Below are 13,897 nucleotides of genomic sequence, written 5' to 3'. Positions count from 1 at the left end.
CGGGCTGCCGTCCCGGCGGGCTGCCGTCCCGGAGGGCTGCCGTCCCGGCTACGGCAGATAGCGCTCGATGACCTGGGGGCCGTTCTCCTCGATCAGCTTGCGGGCCTTCTCCACCCGCTCCGGAGTCGGGTCGGCGCCCGTGGCCATCACCAGGTCCTCGGGGTCGTAGGGCCGCTCCCCGCCCGTCCACAGCTTCGTCGGGCGGTCCGCGGCCTGGGGCCGCTGGTCCGATTCACCGGTCATCTCGTACCTCCCTCGGATGCCCCCCGGACCCCCATCCTCCGGCCACCCGCGCATGAACGCACCCGGAGCCCCCCGGCCGCTCACCACCGCTCCCCGGCCCCGCCCGGCCATAACGCCGGGGGAGGGGCCGACTGGCAGCTCCCGCCCGTCCGTTCGGATTCCTAGGGTTTCCGCAATACCCCCCGCGATACCCCCGCGACACCCCCTGCAGTGCCCCCGCAGTACCCCCCCACCGCTCCGGACGGAAACCGAGGAGATCCCCCATGCTCAAGCGACACGCCCGCACGGCGTGTACCGCCCTGGCCGCCGCCGGGCTGCTGTTCGCCGGCACCCAGACGACGGCCGTGGCCGGCGCCGCCCCGGCCGGCCCGCGTACCCCCGCCGCCACCGCGGCCGTCGCCCTCCGGGCCGCCGACGCGCCGCCCGAGCTGCTCACCGCCCTCCAGCGCGATCTCGGCCTGACCCCCACGCAGGCCCGGACCCGACTGGTGAACGAGGCCGAGGGCGCCGCGACCGCCGCCCGGCTCCGGGACCGGCTGGCCGGCTCCTTCGCCGGGGCCTGGCTGGACGGCGCCGAGTCCGGCACCCTCACCGTGGCCACCACCCGCCCCGCCGACACGGCGGCGATCCGCGCGGCCGGCGCCCGGGCCAAGGTGGTCCCGTACGGGCTGGCCGCCCTGGACACCGCGAAGACGGCCCTCGACCGGGCCGCGACCGCCGCGACCCCGGTCCGGTACGTGGACCAGCGGACCAACACCGTGGTGGTCGAGGAGACCGTGCCCGGCGCGGCCGCCCGACTGCTCGCCGCCACCGGCACCGACCCGGCCCGGGTGGCCGTCCGGACCGTCGCGCCGTCCGAGGCGCCGCGCCCGCTCTACGACCTGCGCGGCGGGGACGCCTACTACATGAACGGCAGCGGCCGCTGCTCCGTCGGCTTCCCGGTGACCAAGGGAACCGTGCAGGGCTTCGCCACCGCCGGCCACTGCGGCCGTGCCGGGACCAGCACCAGCGGGTTCAACCAGGTCGCCCAGGGCTCCTTCCAGGCCTCCGTCTTCCCCGGCAGCGACATGGCCTGGGTCGCGGCGAACAGCCAGTGGACCGCCACCCCGTACGTCAAGGGCAGCGGCGGCGCCAACGTGCAGGTGGCGGGCTCGGTGCTGCAGGCCGTCGGGGCCTCGGTGTGCCGGTCCGGCTCCACCACCGGCTGGCACTGCGGCACCATCCAGCAGCACAACACCAGCGTCACCTACCCGGAGGGAACCATCTCCGGGGTCACCCGGACCACCGTGTGCGCCGAGCCCGGTGACTCCGGCGGCTCCTACATATCGGGCAGCCAGGCCCAGGGCGTCACCTCCGGCGGCTCCGGCAACTGCTCCAGCGGCGGCACCACCTTCTTCCAGCCGCTGAACCCGATCCTGTCGGCCTACGGGCTGACGCTGAAGACCTCCGGTACGGGCCCCGGCCCGGGCGACCCCGGCCCCGGCGACCCCGAGCCGGGCGGCACCTGGAAGGCCGGCACCGTCTACGCGGCGGGCGGCACCGTCACCTACGGCGGCGCCACCTACCGCTGCATCCAGGGCCACCAGGCGCAGACCGGCTGGGAGCCCCCGATCGTCCCCGCCCTCTGGCAGCGCCTGTGACACCCGCTCCGTGAACGTGTGCCGCGGCCCCAGAGGGGGGAGCCGCGGCACACCGCGTCCCCGGGGCCGCCCCGGGGCGCCGGACGCTACAGCGCGAGCACCACCGCCACGCCGAGGACGGCCAGGACCGCGCAGATCCACAGGTTGACCTTCCGGTGCTCCCAGAACACCGCGACGAACTCCCGGATGGTGGCGCTCGGCCAGAAGTAGCGGGCCGTCGGCGACCCCAGCACCTGTCCGTTGACCCCGGCCCGGCGGGCCGTCATCGCCGACCGGAAGGCGTGGAAGTTGTTGGTGACCACCACGCAGCGGTAGCCGGGCTTGGCGGCCTCCATCAGCTTCCGGCTGAACTCCATGTTCTCGGTGGTGGTCCGGGAGCGGTCCTCCAGCACGATGTGCTCGGCCGGGACCCCCTCGGCGATCAGCCAGTCGGCCATCGCCCGGGCCTCCGCCACCTGTTCGTCCGGGCCCTTCCCGCCGGACACCAGCATCAGGGGCTGCCGTTCCGCCCGGCGGGCGACCTGCACCGCGTAGATCTCCCGGCCCTTCTCCAGCCGGGACGCCAGCAGCGGGGGCACCCGGTCGCCGCCGATCAGCCCGGAGCCCAGCACCATCACGTAGTCCACGTCCCCGCGCACCCGGATCCGCCCGTACAGGTAGGCGTAGCCGAGGAAGCAGGTGAAGACGAAGGAGACGTAGGCGGAGAGCAGCACCAGGGCCACCGTCAGGGCGTCCAGCCACTCCGGGCCGCCGTCCCGCACCGTCACGACCAGCCCGATCAGGCCGAAGATGGCCAGTCCGGCCCCCAGGGACAGCAGGTTGCCCGGCCGGCGGCCCTCCCGGCGGACCATCTCCACCCCGTTGGCCACCAGGAAGCCGCCGAGCGCCAGGGTGCCCAGCACCGGCCCCAGCGCGATCACCACCACCAGCACCCCGGCCAGGGTGGGCGGCAGTTTGGTGATCTGCCAGAGCAGGGCCAGGGCCAGCAGGATGGCGGTGATGCCGAGGTAGACCGCGTTCCGGAAGAGCCGGCGGTCCCTCCGCACACTCACCAGGAAGACGATCAGGAACAGGGCGGCCGGCACGAAGGCGAACATCGGTTCATCGTAGGGGGGTACGGTGCCCGCCCGGAGCCCTCCGCCCGCCCGAAGGCGTCCGCCGGACCGAGCGGCCCGCCAGCACATCGGTGCGCCGGCCGTCCCGCATCACGAACCGGCCGTCGATCAGCACGTGCGGGATCCCGGACGGCAGCCGCCGGGGCTCCTCGTAGGTCGAGCCCGCCGCGACCGTCTCCGGATCGAACAGCACCAGGTCCGCCCGGTAGCCCTCGCGGACCAGACCCCGGTCCGGCAGCCGCAGCCGGGCCGCCGGCCGGCCCGCGAGGTGCGCCACGCACTCCTCCAGGCCGAGCACCCCGAGCTCCCGCACATACCGGCCGAGATAGTGCGGGAAGGTGCCGTACGCCCGCGGATGCGGTTTGGCGCCCTGGAGGATGCCGTCCGAGCCGCCGGTGTGCGCCGGATGCCGCATGATCGCCCGCACGTTGTCCTCGTGGCCCACGTGCTGGAGCACCGAGGTCCCCAGCCGGTCCGCGAGCAGCAGCCGGCGGGCCGCCGCCCAGCCGCCCAGCCGGCGGCCGACCTCCGCGGACAGCGCCGGATCCCGCACCCCGGACACCTCCACCGCGGACCAGTCCACCGGCACCCCGTGGCAGCCGTCCGAGCCGTCCACCTCCAGCGCGTACCGGATCCGCTCCGCCTCCCGGTCGTCCCGCAGCCGGTCCAGCACCGCCGCCGGTCCGCCCTCGTTCGCCCAGCTCGGCAGCAGTGCCACCAGGGTGGTGCAGCCGGGGGTGTACGGATACGAGTCCAGGGTCAGGTCCACCCCCGCCGCCCGGGCCCGGTCCAGCAGGGCCAGCAGCTCCCCGGCCCGGCCCGCGTTCTCGGCGAAGTTCATGGTTGCGTGCGCGAGGTGCAGGGCGCAGCCGGCCGCCGCCGCCACCCCCACCGCCTCGGCGTAGGCGTCCAGGGCGCCCCGGCCGTAACTGCGGTGGTGCGGGCACCAGTAGCCGTCGTACGCGGCCACCACCTCGCAGAGGGCGCCCAGTTCGGCGGTGCCGGCGTACATGCCCGGGGTGTAGGTCAGCCCGGAGGACATGCCGACGGCGCCCTGGGCCAGCCCGTCCGCGACCAGGGTCCGCATCCGGTCCAGTTCGGCCGGGGTGGCCGGCCGGTCCGCCCAGCCGACGGCGGCGGCCCGTACGGTGCCCTGCGGGACCAGATAGGCGGCGTTGACGGCGACGCCCCGGTCGAGGCGGTCCAGGTACTCGCCGACCGTCCGCCAGTCCAGGTCCAGATCGGAGCCGTCGCCGTTCCAGCCGGTGATGGCCGTCCGGACCTGCTCCAGGGTCCGGTCGTCCACCGGCGCGTACGACAGTCCGTCCTGGCCCAGCACTTCGAGGGTGACGCCCTGGGCGGCCTTCGCGCTGTGGTCCGGGTCGCGCAGCAGCGCGAGATCGCTGTGCGCGTGCATGTCGACGAAGCCGGGGGCCAGGGCCAGACCGTGCGCGTCCACGGTCCGCCGGCCGCCCGAGCGGAGCCGGCCGACGGCCGCGATCCGCCCCTCGTGCACCCCGACGTCGGCGGTGTAGGAGGGGCCGCCGCTGCCGTCGACCACCCGGGCCCCGCGGAAGACCAGGTCCACGGCTAGAAGAAGGTCCGGACGAGGTCGGTGACCGTGCCGTCGGGCTCCACCACCGGGATCAGCTGCCACTTCTCGAAGATGGTGCACGGGTGGGCCATGCCGAGGGCCACCCGGTCGCCGACCTCCAGCCGCGCCCCGGGGGCCGTCTCCAGCCAGGCGTGCTGGTCGGAGAGCTTGACCACGCTGATCCCGGTGCCCGGCCGCTCGGTGCCGTCGACGCCGCGCACCGCGAGGACCTCGGGCAGCCCCAGGTCGTAGGCGATGTCCCGCTTGCCCGCGTTGACGAAGGCCTGTCCCGGGGTGGGCCGGGACACCACCTGGGTCCAGAGCCGGAAGGCCGGCAGCAGCCCGCCCTCCTCGGGGATCCGGTTGAAGGGGGTCAGCCCGGAGTACCAGCCGTGGTCGTGCGACACGTAGGCGCCGGAGCGGAGCAGTTTGAGGACCCGCCGGGACAGCGGGGGGATGTCGGCGAACACCTCGGCGACGGCGTCGAACCACTCGCTGCCGCCCGCGCTGACCATGATCTCCCCGTGCTCGGGGAGGCCGGAGAACAGTCCGCGGCCGTCCAGGTCGGCGGCGAGCGCCACCAGCCGGCGCAGCCACTCCCGGACGGTGGCCGGGTCGGCGCCCGGCATGGTGCCCTCGTAGCCTGCGACGCCGACCAGGCGCAGCCGGTCGGCCTTGGCGACCGCCTCGGCGACGGCCGTGCAGTCCGCCCCGGTCCGGATCCCGGTCCGGCCCTCGGCTCCGGCGCCGAGCTCCAGGACCACGTCCACGGTCGCGGTGTGCCCGGCCAGCGCCCGGTCCATCAGGGCGACCCCGGCCACCGAGTCCACGTAGCAGACGAACCGGAACGCGGGGTCGGCGGCGAGCTCGTCGGCGACCCAGCGCAGATCGGCCGGTTCCAGCAGTTCGTTGGCGAGGAAGATCCGCTCCACGCCGAAGGCCCGGCAGACCCGGGCCTGGTGCGGCATGGCCACGGTGATGCCGACCGCGCCGTGGGCCAGCTGGCGTTCGAACAGCTGGGGGGCCATACAGGTCTTGCCGTGCGGGGCGAAGGCCAGCCCGTGCCGGGCGCAGAACGCGCCCAGGGCGGCCAGGTTGTGCTCCAGGGCGGGCCCGTCCAGGGTGAGGACCGGGGTGGTGAACCCGCCGGTGTGCAGGTCCCGGCGTTCGGCGGCCAGCTGCCCGACGGTCAGCCCGGCGGCCTGGGCGTCCGGCGGGAGGCCCTTGAACCGGTGGTCGACCGGCTCGTCGGCGAGCCGTCGGATCGCTTCGCTGCCCATGGGGAGCCCTCCCGAAGTGTTGCGCAAGGTGCAACGGTCGTTGCGGATACCGCTGGCTGCTGTCTAACATCCGGCGTGACGGCGGGTCAACGCCGGACGGAGGAAAGGCGAAAGGGGAGGCCGGCCGGTGAGCCAGTCGGTGGAGCGGGCCCTGGCGGTACTGCCGCTGCTGGCCCGTGGCGCACAGGGGCTCGGCGAGGTCGCCGAGGCCCTCGACGTCCACAAGAGCACCGCGCTGCGCCTGCTGCGCACCCTGCACGGCCAGGGTCTCGTCTACCGTCAGGCGGACGGCCGCTACCGGCTCGGCGCCCGGCTGTTCCAGCTCGCCGCCGAGGCCCTGGAGCACCTGGACATCCGGGAGATCGCCCATCCGCACCTGGCCGACCTGAACGCCCGGACCGGCCACACCGTGCACCTCGCCCTGCACCAGGACGACGAGGTCGTCTACATCGACAAGGTGGACAGCCGCTACCCGGTCCGGATGTACTCCCGGATCGGCCGGCCCGTCCCGCTGACCGTGGCCGCGGTCGCCAAGGTGCTGCTGGCCGACCTCCCCGAACCCGAGCGCGAGTCCCTCGCCGGCCGGCTGGAGTACCCCCGCTACACCGCCCGCTCCACCCCCGACGCGGAGGCCTTCCTCCGCGAGCTGGCCGCCGTACGGGAGCGGGGCTGGGCTACCGACCTCGGCGGGCACGAGGACACCATCAACTGCGTCGGGGCCCCGGTGCGCGGCCCCGGCGGCCGGGTGGTGGCGGCCCTGTCGGTGTCCGCGCCGGGGGTGCTGGTCACCGGCGAGGAACTGCTGGAGCTGCTGCCGCTGGTCCTGCGCACCGCCGACGCCATCAGCCAGGACTACTCAGGAGAGACCGCGTGAGCGAGATCAGCGACAAGACCGCCGTGACCCCGGCCACCCACACCGCCCCGCCCGCCCTGTTCTCGCACGGGGTCCGCAAGGGCAATCTGCTCCAGGTGGCCGGCCAGGTCGGCTTCCTCCCGCACGTGGAGGGGCAGCCGCCGACCCCGGCCGGTCCGGGCCTGCGCGAGCAGACCCTGCAGACCCTGGAGAACGTCCGCAGCGTGCTGGAGGCCGGCGGGTCGGGCTGGGCGGACGTGCTGATGATCCGGGTGTACCTGACGGACACCGGGCACTTCGCCGAGCTCAACGAGATCTGGAACGCCTACTTCGAGGAGCACCTGAAGGGCGCGGTGCCGGCCGCCCGCACCACCGTCTACGTGGGCCTGCCGGCCGGCCTGCTGGTCGAGATCGACGCCCTGGCCGCCCTGGGCTGACCGTAAAGATGTGACGTCGGAGCGGATGCCGCGCAGACTGCACCCGGTGAAGATCAACATTGTGCGCGTCGCGCTGACCGCGGCCACCCTCGCGCTGACGGCCACGGCGCTGACGGCCCCACCCGCCGGCGCCGCGGGCTACGAAGACTGCCCGACCGGCTCGCTCTGCCTCTACAGCGGGCCGGCCGGCACCGACGACCCGGGCGACACCGTCCGTTCCTTCGACCTTGCTGCGAACGCCGGCGCCCAGTCCTACGGGGACTGGAACGCCCGCGCCGAGTCCCTGAAGAACAACTCCCCCTACTGGGCCTGCCTCTACTCCGAGAGCCGGTACGGCGGCAAGGTCAAGGCGATACCCCCGAAGACCAGTGGCGACCTCACCGTCCTCGCCGCCGACGTGGCCGGACGGCTGGGCTCGCACAAGCTGGCCCTCTCCCAGGGCCAGTGCTTCACCGGCTACGAGCGCTGCCCTGACGACATGCTGTGCATCTTCCAACAGCCGGCCGGCCGGGGCCCGATGTTCGCCACCGACATCGACTACCGCGGCTACCACCCGTTGACCTGGGGCAACCAGGTCGAGTCGGTGCTGAACCGCACCGACAGGTCGGCCTGCTTCTACACCACGCGGCTGGAGGACGTCACCCCCGCCGACCGGCCCTTCCGGGTCCTCCCGGGCGATGCCACCTCCGTCACCGGCACCCGCGCCGACACTTTCAACTCGCACGCGCTGCGGACCAGCCCCGACTGCTCGGTCCCCGGGACCGGTGACACCACCCTCCCGCTCCCGCTCGGCGTGGACGACGGCCCGCCCGGCGACGGCACGGCCCCCGAGACCCCCCTCCTGCCGGGCTGGACGCCGATCCCGGGTGCCGGCGGCCTCGCCGGAACCGGCGTGGAGCACTACCGCTACCAGGAGACGAACCCGCACCTGCTGCGCAGGACCCATCCGCGGGAGCTGAACGTGCTCCGGATCGACCCGGCGCGCAGCGAGACCCGGATCGAGAGCACCTACGGGAAGACGGCCGCCCGGTACGAGACCGTCCGCGACCAGCTCGGCCAGTACACCCAGCGGCCGATCGCCGGGATCAACGGCAGCTACTTCATGAACGAGGGCAAGCACGCCCTGGCCGGGGCCACCCCGGAGACGGTGCAGAGCTACGGGGTCACGGCCCGGGACGGAGTCCTGCTGGGCGCCGCCTGCGAGGGGAACCGGCACTCCCTGGTGCTCCGGCACGGCGTCCCCTACATCACCCTGCTGTCCACCACCCTGTCGATGACCAGCGACACGCCTTCGGCGGCCGGACCGGCCTTCCAGAGGATCGACGACATCAACCGCAATCCGGGCGGGGCGCTGGCCTGCGCGCGGGACGACGAGGACGGCATGGGCGACTGGGACCGGTCGGACCCGAACGACGAGCGGGGCCGTGAGTACGTCGACTCGCACGAAAAGAAGATGACGGCCTTCCAGGACAATCAGGAGTTCATCCTCTTCAACGACCGCTACGGGATGCCCACCCCCACCCCGGGCATGAACGGCGCCATCGGCTCCGACAACCTGCCCGGATACGAGGTGCTGGTCGCCCCGGACGGGAAGGTCAGCAGGCCGGAGGGCTGGACCACCCGCGGCGGCCGGACCGTGCCCAAGGGTCACCACATCCTCCAGGCCATCGGCGAGGCGCAGTCCCGGTGGCTGGCCGACATGGCCGCGGCGGGCGCCACCCTCACGCTGGAGCAGAAGGTCATCGACCGGGCGGACGGCAAGGAGCTCGTCCTGGACGAGTCCGTGGACATCCTCTCCGGCGGTGCGAAGCTGACCGACGACGGGGTCAACCGCTACCCGAACGTCCGCAACGGCAAGGGTGAGCTGATCTCCTGCGGCCGGGACGTGGAGGCCGCTCCGGAGTACCTGTGCAAGGACTCCCGCACCGTGCTGGGCGTCGACGACCAGGGCCGGACCGTGATCGTGACGCTCGCCGGGCCCGGGGACGGGTCGGCCGTCGACGGCGGGTTCTTCGCCGAACTCACCCATCTGCTGCGGAACGACCTCCGGGTGATGGACTCGGTCAACCTCGACGGCGGCGGCTCCACCACACTGCTCACCCGGAGTCCGGTGACGCCCCAGGGGTTCGTCCGCCAGACCGGTCTGTCCGACTCCGGCGAGCGGGCCGTCTTCGACGCCCTCTACATCGGCGCCGGCGGCATGACGGTCACCCCGTAGCGCGCCGGGAAGGGGCGCCCCCCTGGCGGTGGGGCGCCCCCGGCCCGTCAACCGGTCCCGGTCAGGCGGTGCAGTACTGCGCCTCCTTGCCGATGGAGCGGTACATGCAGTCGGCGTTCTCCAGGAGCTGGAGCACGGCCTCCTTGTTGCGGGAGGTCTCGCGGTCGATGACCTCGTCGGGCGGGTAGAAGCCGCCGCCGCCCGCGCTGGAGGGGTACATCTCGAAGGTGTAGGCGAAGATCTTCTGGCTGCCCCACAGCCAGTCGTCGATCGTGCCGTCCGTGATGTACAGGTCGCTGGACTGCTCCGGGGTGTAGCCGTTGCTGGCCGCCATGCTGGTGCCGATCTTCTTGAAGACGGCGAGGTCGTCGGCGGTCAGTCCGGGCGCGGTGTCGTTGTAGGTCCAGCCGAAGGGCCACAGGACCAGCTGGCTGTAGGTGTGGAAGTCGATGGAGGCCTTGATCTGCTGCTTCCCGCCGACCACCCGGCTGCGGACGAAGTCGGAGACCACCTTCACCTCGGGGGCGGACTCGGCGGCCGCGCCCCGGTAGGTCTCGGAGCTCTTGCTGCTGGAGGAGCCGCCGCAGCAGCCCCACTTGTAGTTCCAGTTCCGGTTCTGGTCGGTGCCCACGTAGGAGGAGCCGGAGTTGGGCTGGCGGTTCTTGCGCCAGGACCGGTAGGAGCCGGTCGCGATGTCGTACTCGCCGCCGTCCGGGTTGAGGTCCGGGATGATCCAGATCTCCCGGCTGTTGACCGCGTTGGTCACCCGGGACTCGGTGCCGTACTTGGAGCCCAGCTCCTTGAGCAGGTAGAGGGCCATCTCCACGGTGAGGTGCTCGCGGGCGTGCTGGTGCGCGGTGAAGAGGACCTCGGGCTCGGCCTCGTCGGTGCCGACGTTGTCGCTGATCTTGATGGCGAACATGTCGCGGCCCTGGTAGGACTTGCCGATGACCCGCTTGCTCATGATGTTCGGGTACTGGGCGATGCGCTGGTCGATCTCCGCGGTGGCCTCGGCGTAGTTGTGGTACCGGGAGTCGGCCGAGGGGAAGTCCATCGGGCTCGCCGCGATCCCGGGGAGGGAGCGGTCGGGGGGCGACGCCAGGGCGGTGATCTTGTACCCGAGGGTGCGGAGCCGCTTCGCCTGCATGGTGTCGGCGCTGACGACCACGGTGTGGTCGTCGACCTCGTCGATGGACACGCCGGTCCGGGCGAGTGCGGTGCGGTCGGCCACCGTGGACGGGCCGTGGACCCGGTACTGGACGATGGCCTCGTCCTGGGTGGCGGTGGAGGGGCTCGGCGGTGCGGAGGCGGTGGCGCTCAGCCCGTAGGCGGGTGCGCCGAGGGCGAGCGCGAGCAGGGCCGCCGTGACGGCGGACCTTCGGCGGGTGTGTAGCCGCATGCGATCTCCTGGGTCGGGAGTGTGGGGGCAGCCGTGCGGACGCGCACAGCGTGCGCTCCTGACATGGACCGGTCAAGAGTCCCGAATCGGCCACCCTCACACATGCCCGCTATGCGGCCGTACCCGGCGGAATTCCGCCAGGCGGCGGCACGAGCGCGCCCGGTGACGGGACGTCACCGGGCGCGGGTGGAGCCACCTACGGGCCGCGGGGCCGCAGGGCCGCGGGGCCCGCCGTCCGGCTACGGGAGGCCGTGGACCTTCGGGCCGACCGCGTTCGACCAGGCGTTGCCCGCCTTGGCGTCCCAGTTGGTCGACCAGGTCATCGCCCCGCGCAGCGCCGGGTAGGTCTTCGACGGCTTGAAGGTGCCGCAGCCGGTGCCGCGCGCCAGGCAGTCCAGCGCGTTGTTCACGATGGTCGGCGAGACGTAGCCGCTGCCCGCGCCGCTCGGCGAGGCGGGCAGGCCCAGGCCCACCTGGGAGGCGTCCAGGCCGCCCTCCAGCTGGATGCAGGCCAGGGCGGTCAGGAAGTCCACCGAGCCCTGGGAGTACACCTTGCCGTCGCAGCCCAGCATCGCGCCGCTGTTGTAGTACTGCATGTTGACGACGGTGAGGATGTCCTTGACGTTCAGCGCCGTCCGGAAGTAGGCGTTGGAGGTCGACTGCATGTCGATGGTCTGCGGGGCCATCGTCAGGACCATCGAGGGTCCGGCCTTCTGGGAGAGCGAGCGCAGCGCCTGGGTCATGTAGGTGGCGTTGAGGCCGTTCTCCAGGTCGATGTCGATCCCGTTGAAGCCGTACTCCTGCATCAGCGCCCAGGCCGAGTTCGCCAGGTTGTTCGCGGAGGCGGAGTCGTTGACCGAGATGGTCCCCTTCTCGCCGCCGATGGAGAGGATGACCGACTTGCCGGCCGCCTTCTTCGCCGCGATGTCAGCCTTGAACTGGGGCACGGTGTAGCCGCCGAGCCCGGCCGAGTCCAGGTTGAAGGTGATCCCGCCGGGCGTGGAGGTGGCGTCGGCGAAGGAGACCGCGATGATGTCGTACTGGTCCTGGACCTCCGACAGCCGCTGGACGGTGGCCCCGTTGTTGAAGTTCTGCCAGTAGCCGGTGACCGCGTGCCTCGGCACCGCCGGGTTGCCCGGGTTGCCGGTGTCGGGCGAGGTGGTGCCGGTGGTCGGCGGGGACTTCGGCCCCTCGCCCGCCTCGTTGTAGGCGCTCACCTGGAAGGAGTAGGAGGTGGCCGGGGCCAGCCCGGTGGCCTGGAGGCTGTTCGAGCTCACCGTGGAGACCCGGACCCCGTCCCGGTAGACGTGGTAGCCGGTGGCGCCGGACACCGCGTTCCAGGAGAGGGCCAGCGAGGTGGAGCTCTGGCCGGAAACCGTGAGTCCGGAGGGCGCGCCGGGGATCGTCGGGCCGGGGTCGGTGCCCCCGCCGCCGTCCGGGCCGAAGACGCTGAACGCGTCGACGTGGTAGGCGGGCTGGCCGTACCAGCCGTGCGTGTAGACGGTCACCTGGGTGGTGTTCGGGCCGGTGGAGAAGGTGGTGGACAGCTTCTGCCAGCCGCCGCCGGTGCCGGGGGTCCAGGTGGAGACGTCCTGGGTGCCGGTGCCGGTCGCGCCGAGGTAGACGTAGCTGCCCTGGACCTGGGTGCTCAGGGTGTACGTGGAGTTCGGCTTGACCGTGACGGTCTGGCTGCACCGGGCGTTGTCCAGCCCGGCCGGGGTGGCCTTCAGGGCGCCGGACCCCGCGAAGACGGGGGAGGAGACGGCGCTGCCGGTGCCGCCCGAGCAGCTCCAGTCGGACAGGCCCGACTCGAAGCCGCCGTTGCGCGCCACGTTGATGTCGGCGGCCTGCGCGGTCCCGGCCGCAAAGGCGGTGAGACCGGTGGCGGTGAGGGTGGCGGCGCCCAGCAGGGCGAGGGAGCGTATGCGGTTCACGTGGGCTCCGTGGGGGGAGGGGAGGGAGGGACGGAAGGACGTGGGGCATCCCGCAGCCAAGTTGGTCCAGACCAATCCTGGTGTCAAGGGTCTTGTCAAAGTGGCTGGAAACGATCGGAGTTGACTTCCCGGTTGTCCGGATTTCCGGCCACCTGTTCCGAGGGCGTCCGGACCCGGAATCCACAAGCCCCTGCCCGCCCGGCGGGGACGCGGATAAGGTGCTCGGGCAGGAGGGAAGCGCGCCGCGGATTTGCGGTCGCGCAGCGTATGCGCGGGCGCGTGGGGGGCATGCGAACAGCATGGACGCGACCGCGGGATGCGGGGGAACAGGGGGATTCGCGTGCCGACCGCCATTGCCGTCACCAGCGCAGACCTGGTGCTGCCCGCCCCCGACCGGCACACCCCGCCGGCCGCCGTGCTGCACCCGCCCGGACAACAGGACCTGGAAGCCGCCCTCGCCGAGACGGCCGCCCTCCTGGAACGCCACGGGCACCTCCTGGTCGTCGTGCCCTCCTGGCTCGACGCCCCGGCCGTCCGCCGCCTCCACACCGTCCGCCGGATCCTGGAATCCGACCGGATCGCGCTCCTCGACACCGACCTCCCGCCGCTCGGCACCGCCCTGCTGGTCCGCCAGCTGCGCCAGCTCACCGTCTGCGACTTCACCCCCGGGGTCATCGCCTCCGCCGCCCGGCTGCTCTCCCACTACATCCACGCCGGCGCCGTCCTCGGCACCGTCTCCCGGCTGGACCGGGTCCCGGTGGACCTCAAGTCCCACGCCCGCTCCTGGACCTCCGGCGCCCCCTTCGCCGTACTCGCCAACCCGGCACCCCATCTGGTCCGGCTCACCCAGGGCGCCGAACCCCCGCCCGGGCCCCGCTACTCCACCCAGCTCACCTTCGCCCGCGGCCAGCTCGCCGGGGACTGGGTCGGCACCGAACTGGCCGCCGCCTGGCGGGTCCAGGGCGTGCTGGAGAACCCGCTGCCCGCCGACTCGGCCGCCTGGTGGGCCACCCCGAAACTGATCGAGTTCGCCGCGGCCATCCCCGACATCGGCGTCCTCTACCAGCTCGTCGCCTCCGTCCGCCGCGAGGACTGCGGCTGGTGCGGCCTCGAACTCATCGGTGACCGCTGCGGCTTCTGCTCCGCTCCGGTCCCGGCCCCCTCCAGACCCTGACGCCCCCGAT

General features: G+C 72.9%; 11 protein-coding genes. 5 read left to right on the top strand and 6 right to left on the bottom strand.

The window, feature by feature from the left end:
- Positions 1-48: 48 nt before the first annotated feature.
- Positions 49-243 carry a hypothetical protein gene (locus ACZ50K_RS09600; RefSeq protein ID WP_468899722.1) on the bottom strand — a complete coding sequence of 65 codons (195 nt, stop codon included), beginning with the start codon at positions 241-243 and terminating at the stop codon, positions 49-51.
- Positions 244-506: 263 nt separating this feature from the next.
- Here ACZ50K_RS09600 and ACZ50K_RS09595 point away from each other — a divergent pair, with 263 nt between their 5' ends.
- Complete coding sequence (locus tag ACZ50K_RS09595) at positions 507-1,883, top strand: carbohydrate-binding protein (RefSeq protein WP_468899720.1); 1,377 nt, start codon at positions 507-509, stop codon at positions 1,881-1,883.
- An 86-nt stretch (positions 1,884-1,969) separates the two neighbouring features.
- Here the strand turns inward: ACZ50K_RS09595 and ACZ50K_RS09590 are convergent, their stop codons facing one another.
- The 3 genes from ACZ50K_RS09590 to ACZ50K_RS09580 are packed head-to-tail and all read right to left on the bottom strand — an operon-like array spanning position 1,970 to position 5,872.
- A complete protein-coding gene (locus ACZ50K_RS09590) occupies positions 1,970-2,980 on the bottom strand; it encodes a YdcF family protein (protein WP_468899717.1) in 1,011 nt (336 codons plus the stop codon).
- A 4-nt stretch (positions 2,981-2,984) separates the two neighbouring features.
- On the bottom strand, positions 2,985-4,586 hold the full coding sequence (locus ACZ50K_RS09585) for an N-acyl-D-amino-acid deacylase family protein (protein WP_468899715.1): 1,602 nt from the start codon (positions 4,584-4,586) through the stop codon (positions 2,985-2,987).
- Positions 4,587-4,588: 2 nt separating this feature from the next.
- Positions 4,589-5,872, bottom strand: a complete 1,284-nt coding sequence (locus ACZ50K_RS09580) for an alanine racemase (protein WP_468899712.1) — start codon at positions 5,870-5,872, stop codon at positions 4,589-4,591.
- Between the two features lie 127 nt (positions 5,873-5,999).
- On the opposite strand from ACZ50K_RS09580, the gene ACZ50K_RS09575 reads away from it, so the two are divergent.
- Genes ACZ50K_RS09575 through ACZ50K_RS09565 form a run of 3 tightly spaced genes read left to right on the top strand, consistent with a single transcriptional unit; the run spans position 6,000 to position 9,380 of the window.
- The gene (locus tag ACZ50K_RS09575; protein ID WP_468899709.1) at positions 6,000-6,746 is read left to right on the top strand and encodes an IclR family transcriptional regulator; all 747 of its coding nucleotides are present in this window, start codon (positions 6,000-6,002) and stop codon (positions 6,744-6,746) included.
- Positions 6,747-6,751: 5 nt separating this feature from the next.
- Positions 6,752-7,162, top strand: a complete 411-nt coding sequence (locus tag ACZ50K_RS09570) for a RidA family protein (protein WP_468899923.1) — start codon at positions 6,752-6,754, stop codon at positions 7,160-7,162.
- A gap of 46 nt (positions 7,163-7,208) precedes the next feature.
- Positions 7,209-9,380: a peptidase inhibitor family I36 protein gene (locus ACZ50K_RS09565; protein WP_468899706.1), complete on the top strand. Its 2,172-nt coding sequence runs from the start codon at positions 7,209-7,211 to the stop codon at positions 9,378-9,380.
- A gap of 61 nt (positions 9,381-9,441) precedes the next feature.
- Here ACZ50K_RS09565 and ACZ50K_RS09560 read toward each other — a convergent pair whose 3' ends face one another.
- Both ACZ50K_RS09560 and ACZ50K_RS09555 read right to left on the bottom strand, forming a co-directional pair.
- Positions 9,442-10,779 carry a M14 family metallopeptidase gene (locus ACZ50K_RS09560; protein WP_468899704.1) on the bottom strand — a complete coding sequence of 446 codons (1,338 nt, stop codon included), beginning with the start codon at positions 10,777-10,779 and terminating at the stop codon, positions 9,442-9,444.
- A gap of 239 nt (positions 10,780-11,018) precedes the next feature.
- Positions 11,019-12,713 (bottom strand): chitinase, encoded by a 1,695-nt coding sequence (locus ACZ50K_RS09555; protein WP_468899702.1) that lies wholly within the window; start codon positions 12,711-12,713, stop codon positions 11,019-11,021.
- Between the two features lie 340 nt (positions 12,714-13,053).
- Here ACZ50K_RS09555 and ACZ50K_RS09550 point away from each other — a divergent pair, with 340 nt between their 5' ends.
- Positions 13,054-13,887: a hypothetical protein gene (locus tag ACZ50K_RS09550; protein WP_468899699.1), complete on the top strand. Its 834-nt coding sequence runs from the start codon at positions 13,054-13,056 to the stop codon at positions 13,885-13,887.
- Positions 13,888-13,897: the final 10 nt, after the last annotated feature.

The organism is Streptomyces sp. NPDC033845 (genome assembly GCF_055576225.1).
The sequence above is the reverse complement of the archived record's forward strand: the minus strand, read 5'-3'. Positions and strand labels throughout refer to the sequence as shown.